The 12,341-nt window shown below is 37.9% G+C and carries 16 protein-coding genes; all 16 read left to right on the forward strand.

Going from position 1 to position 12,341, the window contains the following annotated elements; all coding sequences use genetic code 11:
* Positions 1–5: 5 nt before the first annotated feature.
* The 16 genes from fliG to fliP all read left to right on the forward strand — a co-directional run bounded on the left by fliG (position 6) and on the right by fliP (position 12,332).
* Positions 6–1,019, forward strand: coding sequence for a flagellar motor switch protein FliG (gene fliG, locus MKY46_RS05330; protein WP_036124740.1), 1,014 nt, complete (start codon positions 6–8; stop codon positions 1,017–1,019).
* Complete coding sequence (gene fliH / locus MKY46_RS05335) at positions 1,012–1,800, forward strand: flagellar assembly protein FliH (RefSeq protein ID WP_036124738.1); 789 nt, start codon at positions 1,012–1,014, stop codon at positions 1,798–1,800. The genes fliG and fliH overlap by 8 nt, the downstream gene beginning before the upstream one ends.
* A gap of 5 nt (positions 1,801–1,805) precedes the next feature.
* Positions 1,806–3,131, forward strand: coding sequence for a flagellar protein export ATPase FliI (gene fliI, locus MKY46_RS05340; RefSeq protein WP_036124834.1), 1,326 nt, complete (start codon positions 1,806–1,808; stop codon positions 3,129–3,131).
* Positions 3,132–3,581 carry a flagellar export protein FliJ gene (fliJ, locus tag MKY46_RS05345; protein ID WP_036124736.1) on the forward strand — a complete coding sequence of 150 codons (450 nt, stop codon included), beginning with the start codon at positions 3,132–3,134 and terminating at the stop codon, positions 3,579–3,581.
* Between the two features lie 4 nt (positions 3,582–3,585).
* Positions 3,586–4,194 carry a MotE family protein gene (locus MKY46_RS05350; protein WP_036124734.1) on the forward strand — a complete coding sequence of 203 codons (609 nt, stop codon included), beginning with the start codon at positions 3,586–3,588 and terminating at the stop codon, positions 4,192–4,194.
* A gap of 26 nt (positions 4,195–4,220) precedes the next feature.
* Complete coding sequence (locus MKY46_RS05355; protein WP_340833812.1) at positions 4,221–5,486, forward strand: flagellar hook-length control protein FliK; 1,266 nt, start codon at positions 4,221–4,223, stop codon at positions 5,484–5,486.
* A 2-nt stretch (positions 5,487–5,488) separates the two neighbouring features.
* Positions 5,489–6,178: a flagellar hook assembly protein FlgD gene (gene flgD / locus MKY46_RS05360; RefSeq protein ID WP_036124730.1), complete on the forward strand. Its 690-nt coding sequence runs from the start codon at positions 5,489–5,491 to the stop codon at positions 6,176–6,178.
* Between the two features lie 15 nt (positions 6,179–6,193).
* On the forward strand, positions 6,194–6,562 hold the full coding sequence (locus MKY46_RS05365) for a TIGR02530 family flagellar biosynthesis protein (protein WP_036124832.1): 369 nt from the start codon (positions 6,194–6,196) through the stop codon (positions 6,560–6,562).
* Between the two features lie 86 nt (positions 6,563–6,648).
* Positions 6,649–7,617 carry a flagellar basal body rod protein FlgG gene (gene flgG, locus MKY46_RS05370; protein WP_036124729.1) on the forward strand — a complete coding sequence of 323 codons (969 nt, stop codon included), beginning with the start codon at positions 6,649–6,651 and terminating at the stop codon, positions 7,615–7,617.
* Between the two features lie 101 nt (positions 7,618–7,718).
* A complete protein-coding gene (locus tag MKY46_RS05375) occupies positions 7,719–7,940 on the forward strand; it encodes a flagellar FlbD family protein (protein ID WP_036124831.1) in 222 nt (73 codons plus the stop codon).
* A complete protein-coding gene (gene fliL, locus MKY46_RS05380; protein ID WP_036124726.1) occupies positions 7,930–8,358 on the forward strand; it encodes a flagellar basal body-associated protein FliL in 429 nt (142 codons plus the stop codon). The genes MKY46_RS05375 and fliL overlap by 11 nt, the downstream gene beginning before the upstream one ends.
* 31 nt (positions 8,359–8,389) lie before the next feature.
* Positions 8,390–9,385, forward strand: a complete 996-nt coding sequence (fliM, locus tag MKY46_RS05385; protein ID WP_036124724.1) for a flagellar motor switch protein FliM — start codon at positions 8,390–8,392, stop codon at positions 9,383–9,385.
* The gene (fliY, locus tag MKY46_RS05390) at positions 9,378–10,601 is read left to right on the forward strand and encodes a flagellar motor switch phosphatase FliY (protein WP_340833813.1); all 1,224 of its coding nucleotides are present in this window, start codon (positions 9,378–9,380) and stop codon (positions 10,599–10,601) included. The genes fliM and fliY overlap by 8 nt, the downstream gene beginning before the upstream one ends.
* A gap of 21 nt (positions 10,602–10,622) precedes the next feature.
* Positions 10,623–10,985, forward strand: coding sequence for a response regulator (locus MKY46_RS05395; RefSeq protein ID WP_004269288.1), 363 nt, complete (start codon positions 10,623–10,625; stop codon positions 10,983–10,985).
* Positions 10,986–10,995: 10 nt separating this feature from the next.
* Complete coding sequence (locus tag MKY46_RS05400) at positions 10,996–11,670, forward strand: flagellar biosynthetic protein FliO (protein ID WP_230593865.1); 675 nt, start codon at positions 10,996–10,998, stop codon at positions 11,668–11,670.
* The gene (gene fliP, locus MKY46_RS05405; protein ID WP_036124231.1) at positions 11,667–12,332 is read left to right on the forward strand and encodes a flagellar type III secretion system pore protein FliP; all 666 of its coding nucleotides are present in this window, start codon (positions 11,667–11,669) and stop codon (positions 12,330–12,332) included. The genes MKY46_RS05400 and fliP overlap by 4 nt, the downstream gene beginning before the upstream one ends.
* Positions 12,333–12,341: the final 9 nt, after the last annotated feature.

The following is a 12,341-nucleotide window of genomic DNA, read 5'->3' on the forward strand; positions in this document are numbered from 1 at the left end:
CGGCTGTGTCCAAGAAAGATAAGGAATTAACCGGAAAACAAAAGGCCGCACTCTTGTTAATTTCATTAGGGCCTGAGGTTTCAGCTTCTGTCTATAAACACTTAACAGAGGAAGAAATTGAACGTTTAACATTAGAAATTTCAAGTGTTAAAAAAGTAGAATCAAATGTCAAAGAAGAGATTATTGAAGAATTTCACAATATCGCACTAGCGCAAGACTATATCACACAAGGTGGTATTGGCTACGCGAAAACAGTATTAGAAAAAGCGCTTGGTGTTGAACAAGCGCAAACGATTATTAATCGTCTAACATCTTCTCTACAAGTGCGTCCGTTTGATTTTGCTAGAAGAGCTGATCCAGCACAAATTTTTAACTTTATTCAAAATGAACATCCACAAACAATTGCCCTGATTCTCTCTTATTTAGAGGCGGGGCAAGCGGGTGTTATTTTATCTTCACTACCACAGGAAGTACAGGCGGATATTGCTAAACGTATAGCAGTAATGGAATCGACTTCTCCAGAAGTAATTAGTGAAATTGAATCTGTATTAGAGCGTAAATTATCGTCAACAGTTACACAGGATTACACTGAAACAGGTGGTATCGATGCTGTCGTAGAAGTGTTAAATGGCGTAGATCGACAAACAGAAAAAACAATTCTCGATGCACTCGAAATACAGGATCCAGAACTTGCAGAGGAAATCAAAAAACGTATGTTTGTGTTCGAAGATATCGTTACACTCGACAATCGTTCCATTCAACGTGTTATTCGTGACTGTGAAAACGAAGACTTACTGCTTTCAATGAAGGTATCAAGTGAAGAAGTAAAAGATATTATTTTCCGCAATATGTCACAGCGTATGGCTGATACATTTAAAGAAGAAATGGAAATTATGGGACCTGTACGATTACGTGACGTAGAGGAGGCGCAATCTCGAATTGTTGCTGTTATTCGTCGTCTAGAGGATGCTGGAGAGATTATTATTGCTCGCGGTGGAGGAGATGACGTCATTGTCTAGAATCATCCGTTCTATTTACACCCAGTCTGATAGCGATAGTATTAAAGAAATCCAAATCCGAGATATGTTTGAACCGATTGAAGTAGACCAACATGAAGTCTCATCACAGCATCAATTAACATTGGATGAAATAATGGCAGAGCGAGATCGTTTACTTGCAGAAGCTAGAGCTACTTTGCAAGCAGAACGTGAGATGTTTGAACAAGAAAAGCAATTACACTTCCAAGAAATTGAACACTTAAAGTTAAGCTGGGAAGAAGAGAGACCGAATCGAGTGCAAGAGGCGTATGATGAGGGGTTTGGGCAAGGCTATGAAGATGGTATGAACAAAGCCTCTGAAGCAATGGCCCAGTCACTTCAAACTGCGAATGAAGTTATGATTCAAGCGAAACAAAATGCACAAAAATATATTGAAGATCAAGAAGCGGTCATTTTAGAGTTAGGCTTAACTGCAGCAGAACGAATTATTGGCACCTCACTAGAGCAAGATAACGAACTGTTTGTGTCAATTGTGCGTCGAGGGTTGAAAGAAGCAAGGGAAATGAAAGAAATTAAAATTTATGTTTCCCCAACATACTACGCTTTAATTACCACTAATCGAGATGAATTAGCAGAAATGTTCCCGATGGATGTACCATTTATGATTTTTGTGAATGAAGATTTAGACAATGAAACAGATTGCTATATTGAAACAAATCATGGTCGCATTATGGTTAGTATTGATGAGCAATTGAATGAGCTTAGATTAAAGCTACATGAAATATTAGAGAGTAAGGAATGATCTTGATGAAAACGGCTCAATTAATCGAACATATTCCTCATATACCTACTTTTAAAAAGTTTGGTAGAGTAACTAGAGTTGTCGGCTTGATGATTGAGTCGCAAGGTCCAGATAGTTCCATAGGTGATGTCTGTAAAATTCATGTGGAAACTGTAAACAATGGTCACCAAATCATTTTAGCAGAGGTTGTTGGTTTTAAAGATGAGATAGTTGTCTTAATGCCATTCACCTCTTTACGTGAAATATCTATTGGCTGTCTTGTTGAAGGGACTGGTGCCCCTCTAGAAGTAAAAGTGGGCCCTGAGTTAATAGGAAAAGTATTGGATTCTATGGGGAATCCAATCGATGGCACCTTATTACCGAAAGGGTTAATGACCGTCCCTACTGAGCAAGATCCACCGAACCCACTGACTCGTCCACCAATTGACGAAAGACTCGAAGTAGGGGTGAAGGCGATTGATGGCATGCTAACAGTTGGTAATGGTCAACGTGTTGGTATTTTCGCTGGTTCTGGGGTCGGAAAAAGTACGTTACTAGGTATGATTGCTAGAAACACGCAAGCAGATTTAAATGTCATTGCGCTCATAGGAGAACGTGGTCGTGAGGTTCGTGAATTTATCGAACGTGATTTAGGCGCAGAAGGTTTAAGTCGCTCCATTGTTGTTGCAGCCACATCAGATCAACCAGCATTAATGCGGATTAAAGGCGCTTTTACAGCGACAGCGATTGCCGAATATTTTAGAAATCGAGGCTTAAATGTCATGCTGATGATGGACTCCGTTACACGTGTAGCCATGGCACAACGTGAAATTGGACTTGCCACGGGAGAACCACCGGCACAAAAAGGGTATACGCCTTCTGTATTTGCGATATTACCTAAATTATTAGAACGTACTGGTACTAATGAAAAGGGCTCAATCACAGCATTCTATACCGTTTTAGTTGATGGTGATGATATGAATGAACCAATAGCTGATACTGTGCGAGGGATATTAGATGGCCATATTGTATTGGATCGAAATCTAGCCAATAAAGGTCAATATCCAGCCATCAATGTTTTAAAAAGCGTAAGCCGTTTGATGAATCATGTTGCAGAGCCAGCGCATAAAAAAGCTGCTGAACGATTAAGGGAACTCTACTATACATATGACAAATCTGAGGATTTGATCAATATTGGAGCTTACAAAAGAGGAACTTCTAAAGAGATTGATGAGGCCATTCATTATGAACCGCTCATTACGCATTATCTTAAACAAGGCTATTTAGACAAAGTAACATTAGAAGAAAGTGTCAATGAGTTAATAACATTATCGAACGGTGGTGCGAAATAGATGGTCAGTTATGTGTATCGTTTTGAAAAAGTGTTAACAATTCGTGAGCAAGAAAAAAACGAAACCGAAATGGCTTATAAAGAATCTGTCCGTTCTTTTGAAGAAATAGCAACAAGATTATATGAATTACTTAAAAAGAAAGAAGACTTAATCGCATTTCAGCAGGAGCGTTTAACGATTGGCTCATCTATTGACGAAATTCATCATTATAGTCGTTTTATAGATAGTCTTGAGAAAACAATTGCAGATGTACAACAGAAAGTGATACAAGCTCGTGCGAAGATGAATTGGCACGAGGAAAAATTATTAGAAAAAAACTTGGAAGTACGTAAATTTGAAAAAATGAGAGAAAAAGATTTGAAGCTATTCCAGCAAGAGCAAGATCGTATAGAAAGCCTTTTTCTAGATGAAATTTCATTACAAACGTATAACAAGAGAGAAATCAGGTGATTTCATGGCAAAAAAAGACAATCGATTGACAGCGGAGTTAGTAGAAGTGCAGTCAAAGAAAAAAACAGGGGGCTTTCTAAAGTTTTTTACTTGGATTGTACTACCGATTATGTTTGTAGTAGCGGTTTTACTTGTTGTGGCAACGTTAATGAATACGAATGTCTTTGATTTAGGGAAAAAGGCAATAGGAAGTTTACCCTTTGTCCCATCAGAAGAGCAACAAGCTAAAGATGCTGCCATTAATAACGACTCTAAATTAGTTAATTTACAGGCAGAGATACAAGAAAAAGAAGCTGAAATTACACAGCTACAAAAAAAGCTTGATACAACAACAACTGAAAAAGAGAAGTTAGTGATAGAAAAAGAACAGTTGCAATTTGAAATTGAAAAATTGAATCGACAACAAGATGATGTAAAGCGTGACTTTAATGATATCTTATCAACGTTCGATAAGATGTCTCCGAAAGCTGCAGCACCAGTATTAATCAATATGAGTGATGCGGAGGCGCTACGAATTTTAACGAATTTAAAGCCTGATAAGTTAGCAGCCATATTAGAGAAAATGGATGCCAAAGATGCAGCAAAATATACGGAGTTAATGGCTAAACAATAAGATAAATGAAAGGAGGTGAAAGAACAATGGATGTAGCAATGATGCAAATGATCACTAAGTCTGTACCTAATAAAGCAGCAAAATCTTCAACCGTTAATAGTCCTGAAGGTAAGGTCAATGGAACTCCGAATAAAGAAAATGTATCGAATTTCGGGTCTGTTTTTAGTAAAATGATGTCGTCTTCAACGCAAACAAACCAATCTTCGCAGTCAACTGCAACAAAGGAGCTAGCCGATTTACAAGCGGTTTTAAATGCTGATTCAATGGAGGAATTACTAGATTTACTAGGAATCCCTCATGATGATGGGTTATTAATGCTTCAGCTTGGCGAAGACAATAAAGCAGTGGCAATGGATGAAATGCTTAATTTAGAAAATATACTAAATGCATTAGGTATTGATGAAGAGCAACTTCAAAAAATAGTCCAACAGCTGCTAGGAGAAGAGAAGAAAGCTAGTGATGTTTGGGAGCTACTATCACTAGTAGATGCCCAAGCACCGATACTGCAGGCGCAAATAGGAGCTGCTTTACAAGGTGAAGGACAAGTAACACCAAAAGACGCTACACAACTGCTTCAAGTATTGAAGCTAGCACAATTAGTCGGACAGAAAACGGACTTAACAACTTCACAAGAAAACTTATTAACAACGGTTAAGAGTCTATTAACATCATTACAAACGCAAGTAGAAACTACACAACTAACAACAACCAAAACAACTGGAGCATTGCCATTACAAGGCTTTCAGCAAGTAGTTCAGCAAGTACAAGTGACGAAGCAGAGTGAGACAAGCACAAATGACATGGTTACACCGCAAACAGTTCAAACAAAACCGGATACATTCCATGTCACATTACCAACTGCCAAACCTGCGCAGTCTGAGGCTTTGTTAAAAGAAATGCAGGCTATTATGAATAGAGCACAAATTTCAAATGCACAAGGGATCACACGTTTAACGATTAAATTGTACCCAGAAAATCTTGGGACAGTTCGTATTGAACTTGTACAAAATGATGGCGTACTGACAGCTCGTTTACTAGCTTCTACAGCTCATGGACGTGAATTACTTGATAGTCAAGCACATCAGCTAAAACAAGCTTTTGTTCAACAAAACATTCAAGTAGATCGTCTTGATATAGCACAATCACTACAAGATGCAGATCGCCAGCAACGCGATCAAAGCTTCTTCAATAATTTCTTTAAGCAGCAACAGGATGAAGAGCAAGAACATAAAAATGAAGATGAAGATGAAGGACTATCCTTTGATGACTATTTAATCAATGAGGAGGTGTAATAATGGCAGATGCAACAAAAAATGTAAGCAATACATCCATAACGGATGATTTGTATTACTCGAATTATAAAAAACCAACGAAACAAACAGGTAATAGTGAGCTTGGCAAAGATGCCTTTCTACAACTTTTAATTACACAATTACAGCATCAGGACCCTACAAATCCTATGGATGACCGAGAATTCATTTCTCAAATGGCACAGTTTTCTTCTTTAGAACAAATGCAAAACATGACAAAGACAATGGAGTCATTATTGGCATCACAGCAACAAACACAGATGATGAATTATGCATCCTTTGTTGGTAAAGAAGTGAAATGGCATGAAATTACAGATAAAACAGATGAAAAAGGGGATCCTGTTGTAAATGAAGGAACAGGTGTAATTGAATCCTTGAAATTTGTAGATGGTAGTGTTGTATTCAAATTAACAGATGGAAAAGAAATAACGCCTGGTAATATTTCAGGAATACTAGGTGGCTCTGGAACAAATACAGATGGCGGTAATACTGTACCAGAATCTCCGCTTGTACAGGCAAGTAAACTGATTGGTAAAAATGTTACGTATAAAGATGGCGACCAAGAATTACAAGGTCGAATTGTCTCTGTTTCAAATAAAGATGGCGTTATCTATTACGTATTAGATAATGATAAAAAACTAACAGATAAAGATTTTACAGTAATTAGCGAATAAAGGTGGAGAAGAATGATGGATAAATTTTCAATTCATCGTGTACCCTTGCATCCATCTATTCACACAATACAACCTAAGCCAATTCAATCGCAGCAATCCTTTAAAGCTCATTTACAGGAGGCTGCAAAGCAAGAACTAAAGGTGAGCAAACATGCGCATGAACGGATCATTGAACGTAAAATTGACATCTCTGAACAAGAATGGCAGGTAGTATCGGATAAGGTATTTGAAGCACACTCAAAAGGTGTCAAACAACCATTAGTCTTGATGGATCAAGCAGCTTTAATTGTCAGTGCTAAAAATGCTACTGTCATTACAGCAATGGATCGCACGGAGGCAAAACAACAGTTATTTACAAATATTGATGGCACCATTGTGCTGTAAAGGCTGGACCTTCTTATGTAAGGAAGCCTTGGTGATGCTGATTGATAGAGGCACACCTATAAAAAACGAAGGGAGAACGAAAACTTATGTTACGTTCTATGTATTCAGGTATTTCAGGTCTTAAAAACTTCCAAACGAAGCTAGATGTTATTGGTAATAACATCGCAAATGTTAATACTGTTGGCTTTAAAAAGGGGCGTGTTCTTTTTAAAGATTTAATGTCTCAAACACAAGCTGGTGCATCTGCAGCAACAGCTACACGAGGTGGTGTTAACCCACAACAAGTTGGTTTGGGTTCTCAATTAGCTGCTATTGATACAATACATGGTGGCGGCTCATTACAAGGTACTGGGCGTGGACTTGACTTAGGGATTGAAGGAGATGGCTTCTTCATGGTAGCTGACGCAAATGGAGCTCCAGACCCAGATAGTGGTTTTATTGGCGAAGAAGGTTTCAATAATACCCTATTTACTCGTAATGGTGTTTTCTATATGGATAGCAATGGCTATATAGTAAATGCTGATGGTAAATATCTAGTAGGAGTATCTGCTGGAGAAGAAATTGTTATGGAAACTGATGACGATGGTATCAATCCAGATGAAGCACCAGTCGCTTCTGGAGATGAAGGTGCTAACTTATTTGATGATGATGGTGTACTAGACCCAGACGATGGTGAGGTAGGGCCAATCCGTATCCCAACGACTGCTAAAGAAATTAGCATCGGAGCTAATGGTACGATTGAATATGTGGACCTAAACGGTGATCGTAAATGGGCAGGACAGCTAATTATGGCTAAATTCCCAAATGCGGGTGGTCTTTCTAAGGTTGGAGGAAACTATTACCAACAAACAGCAAACTCTGGTGCTGCCTATGCACAAGTAGCCACTGTTGCAGGGATGGGTAAAGTAGTACCTGGCACAGTAGAAATGTCCAATGTAGACTTATCGGAAGAATTTACAGAGATGATTGTGGCTCAACGAGGTTTCCAAGCGAATACTCGTATTATTACAACATCAGATGAAGTGTTACAAGAGCTAGTAAACTTAAAACGATAATGATTATATAGTTCTTTAATTCATAACAGGTGTTTGATAAAACATATTTTCATATGAGGGAGGGTCGGGCCGGCTCTCACGCTAGACCCGGCCCTATTTCAATGATCGAACTAACACGTCTTAATGGCAAAGCATTTACATTAAATGCTTTATACATAGAAACAGTCGAATCGTTTCCAGATACGACTATTACTTTAACAACTGGAACAAAAGTAATTGTTTTAGAGAGTGAAGATGAGGTGCGACAAAAGGTAACTGCCTTTTATAATAATATACAAATTTTATCCAACCCGCATCTACGAGGTGAAAAAGATGAAGAATAATAAAATGTTAACAATGATTATTATTTTGCTAGTAGCAGTCATACTGATTGGCGTTATTTTATTTGTATTGCTTACACAATTTAATAAGCCAACAGGAGCTGTTGAGCCATCCATTGATGAGATTGTAGAATCCTCTGTGGAGGTTCCTGAAATCACGACAAATCTTGCAGATAACAGAGTTGTACGCTTGTCATTAAAAATTCAAACGACAAGTAAAGATGCTGCTACAGAATTAACAAAGCGTGTTTTCCAAGTGCAAAATATTGCCATTCAAGAGCTTTCTGAAATGGAGCAAAAGGATTTAGAGGGTAAGCAAGGGAAACAAATTTTCCAAAAATCATTAAAAACAAGGTTAAATGAATTGATGCAAGAGGGAGAAGTTCAGGAAGTATATTTTACCTCCTTCATCACTCAATAAAACAGAAACTGCTTGAAATGGAGGTGGGCAAATGGCAGGAGATGTGTTATCTCAATCCGAGATAGATGCGCTGCTTTCCGCTATATCAACTGGGGAAATGTCAGCTGACGATATAAAAAAGGAGGACGAGGGACGTAAGGTTAAAGTTTATGACTTTAAACGAGCACTTCGATTCTCAAAAGATCAAATCCGAAGTTTGACCCGAATACACGAAAACTTTGCACGACTATTGACAACCTTCTTTTCTGCACAGCTTAGAAGCTATGTACAGATTACGGTTGCATCGGTAGACCAAATACCATTTGAAGAGTTTGTACGTTCGATTCCGAATATGACACTCATTAATGTGTTTGAAGTGCCACCATTAGATGGTAATATATTGATGGAAATAAATCCGAACATTGCCTATTCCATGTTAGATCGTCTAATGGGCGGTAGTGGGGCAAGTCATAGTAATGTAGATAACTTAACAGAAATTGAAACAAAGATTATGACAAACCTTTTTGAACGCTCATTCGACAATTTACGCGAGGCATGGGAAAATGTTGCAGAAATTGATCCAATATTAGTGGAGCTTGAAGTAAATCCACAATTTTTACAAATGATCTCACCAAATGAAACAGTGGTCGTAATTTCGTTAAATACGATTATTGGTGAGACAAGCGGTATGATTAACATCTGTATCCCGCATGTTGTGTTGGAGCCTATTGTTCCAAATCTATCTGTTCGCTACTGGATGCAGACAAATACAAAAGAGATGTCTCCAGAGCAAACAAAAATGCTGGAAACACGTGTGAAACAAGCACAATTACCACTTTCAGTTGAACTGGGTCTGTCGGACATTACCATTGAGGATTTCCTTACAATGCAAATTGGTGATGTTATACAATTAGATCAAAAAATCGAAGATCCATTAATACTGAAAGTTGGAACATTGCCAAAATTCACGGTTCAACCAGGTAAGCAAGGCAAAAAATTAGCAATCCAGATTATCGACCCTTTGAAAGGAGGAGACGAAGATGAGTGATGAAATGCTCTCCCAAGAAGAAATTGAAGCGTTATTAAGGGGCGAGACGTTGGAAGATAAAAACAGCGACACTGCAGCTTCTTCAAATGATGAGACTAATGATTTAAGAGTTGAGGATTACCTTGATTCGTTTGCACAAGATGCATTAGGTGAGGTAGGTAACATTTCTTTCGGAAGTTCTGCTACAGCACTTTCTGCGTTATTAGGTCAAAAAGTAGATATTACTACTCCAAGTATTTCCATGATAAACCGTAATAAATTAGAAGAGGAGTTTCCTCATCCTTATGTGGCTGTACAAGTGGAATATACGATTGGTTTAACAGGTATGAATTTACTTGTTATTAAACAATCGGATGCAGCCATTATTGCTGATTTAATGTTAGGTGGCGATGGTTTAAATCCGAAGCCAGACTTAGGTGAAATTCAACTAAGTGCTGTTCAAGAGGCTATGAACCAAATGATGGGTTCAGCGGCAACATCGATGTCGACTGTATTTAATAAAAAAGTGGATATTTCTCCACCGACTATTGATTTAATGAATATTTCACAGGATGAAGGCCGTGACAATATTCCAGAAGACGATTTATTAGTTAAAGTATCCTTTAGACTACGCATTGGTAATTTAATTGATTCAAATTTAATGCAATTATTACCGCTTAAATTTAGTCAAAACATTGTAAAATCTCTTTTAGGTGAAACAGAGTCTATTGAAGAACCAGTAGCTGCAACGATTGCCCCTGAGGCACCATCAATTGCAGCGTCACCAGTTCAACAACAAGCACCTGTAACACCACCACCTGCACAACCAGTATATCAACAGCAGACAGCACCAACGCAGCAACCTATTTATCAAGAGCAACCACAGTTTACGCAACCAGCAAGACCTGCACAACCTGTGAATGTGCAACAAGCACAGTTTGCTAGCTTTGATCCAAATGTAATCTCTCAATCTGAAGCTAGAAATTTAAATATGCTACTTGATATTCCATTGCAAGTTACTGTAGAGTTAGGACGTACGAAACGTTCTGTTAAAGAGATTTTAGAACTATCGAGTGGTTCAATTATTGAGCTAGACAAATTAGCGGGGGAGCCTGTTGATATTTTAGTCAATAGTCGTTTAATCGCTAAAGGTGAAGTCGTTGTTATTGATGAAAACTTTGGTGTCCGTATTACAGATGTTTTAAGTCAAGCAGAGCGTTTAAATAATTTAAGATAGTTTCAATTGGAGGAGTTAACCATGTCTAAAAGAATTTTAATTGTAGACGACGCTGCATTTATGCGCATGATGATCAAGGATATTTTATCAAAAAATGGATTTGAAGTTGTTGGAGAGGCAGCAGATGGCTTACAGGCTGTTGAAAAGTACAATGAATTAAAACCCGATTTAGTAACAATGGATATCACAATGCCTGAGATGGACGGTATTGCGGCTCTTAAAGCGATTAAGGGAACAGATCCAAGTGCAACTGTAATTATGTGTTCAGCCATGGGACAACAAGCAATGGTAATCGATGCAATTCAAGCTGGCGCGAAAGACTTTATCGTGAAGCCTTTCCAAGCAGATCGTGTAATTGAAGCGATTCAAAAAGCACTGGGATGATTGTATGAGAATGTTAAAATCATTTCGTTTCACGATGATTTTCGCATTTCTTGTATCCTTCCTGTTTTTGTACCCGACACCAACTTCTGTTTATGCGGATGCTGATACGAATAGTGTCACTGATTGCATTGAAAACCCAGAAGCTTGTAATGGAGATACTACCGATCCAGCTGCTAAACAAGAAATAAATGTATCAGCAGCTGGAGATATATCTGCATGGGAATACATAAAAATGGTTTTGGCGCTTATTTTTGTTGTAGCTTTATTTTATGGATTGATGAAGTTTTTAAATAAACGAAATTTAAACTTCCAACGTAATCAAATGGTACAAAATTTAGGCGGTTTATCGTTAGGTGCTCAAAAGTCAGTTCAGCTTTTACAAGTAGGTAAATCATTGTATTTAGTAGGGGTTGGAGAAGATGTGCAACTGTTACGTGAAATTACTGATCCTGAAGAAGTTGAAGCATTGCTAGCACTCTATAACGAAAGGCAAGAACTTGCAACAACATCACCGTATATTGCAGAAGTACTTTCTAAGTTTAAGAAAAAAGAGCAAGTGAGTATGCACAATGAACAAAAGCAAGATTCATTTGGCAAACTATTTGAAAAAAAGATATCTGAAATAAAACAGGAGCGTAGTGATGAGATAGAGAGATGGAAGCAAAAGGAGAAGGATGATAAATGAATGATTTAATCAATGTTTTTTCCAATAGCGATCCAACCAACGTCTCTACATCTGTTAAGCTCCTACTGTTACTAACGGTTTTATCTCTTGCACCGAGTATCTTAATATTAATGACATCTTTCGCTAGAATTGTCATTGTCTTATCCTTTGTGCGGACGGCATTAGCGACACAGCAAATGCCACCGAATCAAGTGATTGTTGGTCTAGCACTATTTTTAACGTTCTTTATTATGGCACCAACTTTTCAAGAGGTGAATAAAGAGGCATTACAGCCGTTATTTGCTGAAGAGATTGGTTTAGAAGAAGCATATGATCGTGCTAGTGCACCATTTAAAGAGTTTATGAGTAAGCATACAAGGCAAAAAGACCTTGAATTATTTTTATCTTATAATCAAGCAGAAAAACCAGCATCAGTGGAGGAAATCCCACTAACAATGCTCGTCCCAGCATTTGCTTTAAGTGAAATAAAAACAGCATTTCAAATTGGTTTTATGATTTTTATACCATTCCTTGTCATCGATATGATTGTTGCGAGTACTTTAATGTCGATGGGGATGATGATGTTACCACCAGTAATGATTTCCTTGCCATTTAAAATCTTATTATTTGTTCTGGTAGATGGCTGGTATCTAGTCATGAAATCGTTACTACAAAGTTTTTAGGGGATGATA

It is taken from the genome of Lysinibacillus sp. FSL M8-0355, assembly GCF_038008985.1.
Taxonomy (GTDB): Bacteria; Bacillota; Bacilli; order Bacillales_A; family Planococcaceae; genus Lysinibacillus; species Lysinibacillus fusiformis_D.

What these genes read in the sequence shown, in the direction of transcription:
- flgD (WP_036124730.1), top strand. Translation starts at nt 5,489, where the DNA reads ATGGCAGATGCAACAAAAAATGTAAGCAATACATCCATAACGGATGAT.
- MKY46_RS05350 (WP_036124734.1), top strand. Translation starts at nt 3,586, where the DNA reads ATGGCAAAAAAAGACAATCGATTGACAGCGGAGTTAGTAGAAGTGCAG.
- fliI (WP_036124834.1), top strand. Translation starts at nt 1,806, where the DNA reads ATGAAAACGGCTCAATTAATCGAACATATTCCTCATATACCTACTTTT.
- fliM (WP_036124724.1), top strand. Translation starts at nt 8,390, where the DNA reads ATGGCAGGAGATGTGTTATCTCAATCCGAGATAGATGCGCTGCTTTCC.
- flgG (WP_036124729.1), top strand. Translation starts at nt 6,649, where the DNA reads ATGTTACGTTCTATGTATTCAGGTATTTCAGGTCTTAAAAACTTCCAA.
- MKY46_RS05355 (WP_340833812.1), top strand. Translation starts at nt 4,221, where the DNA reads ATGGATGTAGCAATGATGCAAATGATCACTAAGTCTGTACCTAATAAA.
- fliJ (WP_036124736.1), top strand. Translation starts at nt 3,132, where the DNA reads ATGGTCAGTTATGTGTATCGTTTTGAAAAAGTGTTAACAATTCGTGAG.
- fliY (WP_340833813.1), top strand. Translation starts at nt 9,378, where the DNA reads ATGAGTGATGAAATGCTCTCCCAAGAAGAAATTGAAGCGTTATTAAGG.
- MKY46_RS05400 (WP_230593865.1), top strand. Translation starts at nt 10,996, where the DNA reads ATGTTAAAATCATTTCGTTTCACGATGATTTTCGCATTTCTTGTATCC.
- fliL (WP_036124726.1), top strand. Translation starts at nt 7,930, where the DNA reads ATGAAGAATAATAAAATGTTAACAATGATTATTATTTTGCTAGTAGCA.
- MKY46_RS05395 (WP_004269288.1), top strand. Translation starts at nt 10,623, where the DNA reads ATGTCTAAAAGAATTTTAATTGTAGACGACGCTGCATTTATGCGCATG.
- MKY46_RS05365 (WP_036124832.1), top strand. Translation starts at nt 6,194, where the DNA reads ATGGATAAATTTTCAATTCATCGTGTACCCTTGCATCCATCTATTCAC.
- fliP (WP_036124231.1), top strand. Translation starts at nt 11,667, where the DNA reads ATGAATGATTTAATCAATGTTTTTTCCAATAGCGATCCAACCAACGTC.
- MKY46_RS05375 (WP_036124831.1), top strand. Translation starts at nt 7,719, where the DNA reads ATGATCGAACTAACACGTCTTAATGGCAAAGCATTTACATTAAATGCT.